The sequence below is a fragment of the Cryobacterium sp. MLB-32 genome (assembly GCF_000738085.1).
GTDB lineage: Bacteria > Actinomycetota > Actinomycetes > Actinomycetales > Microbacteriaceae > Cryobacterium.
In genome coordinates this window covers 1-526 of the sequence record NZ_JPRS01000721.1, presented here as the reverse complement: position 1 = coordinate 526, position 526 = coordinate 1, and the positions used below count along the sequence as shown (strand labels likewise).

1 protein-coding gene is annotated in these 526 nt (G+C 58.0%); it reads left to right on the top strand.

Annotated features, from left to right (window positions below; all coding sequences use genetic code 11):
• Positions 1 to 211: 211 nt before the first annotated feature.
• On the top strand, positions 212 to 526 hold a 315-nt coding region (locus tag JF66_RS21070; RefSeq protein ID WP_197059540.1), incomplete at its 3' end, for a PAS domain S-box protein.

The following is a 526-nucleotide window of genomic DNA, read 5'->3' as shown; positions in this document are numbered from 1 at the left end:
CTCCGACGAGGGCATCGAGTACTACCGCTACGTGCCGCTGGCATAGCTCGCGCAGGATCGGCTGCCGCGTCAGTCACTGGGGTCATCAACGTGAAAATGATCGTCCGCGCGACGACCGCGATCGATATACTGATATTTACTCATTCGCACGGTTGTGGGGAATTCCAGCACTCAGCGCGAACGACCCTGACTTATGCGGATAGAGGATCAGGTGGCTTTAGAGACACAGAGATTCGAGAATCTTTTCGAGGCCGTGCCGCACGCGTTGCTGGTTGTGCACCCGGCGGGCACCATTTTGCGCAGCAACATCCCTGCGGAGACGCTGTTTCATTATGACCGCGAAGACCTCGTCGGCCAGCTCATTCAGGTGCTGATACCTGAGTACGACTGGGAGGCCTGCTCGAAACAACCGACAGAGTCGTTGACCGAGACCAGAAATCGGTCAGTGACGGCGGAACTGGCCGGAAGACACCAGGACGGAAGCAGCTTCCCGGTCAACGTCGTTTTGTCCCACCTGGATGAGGGG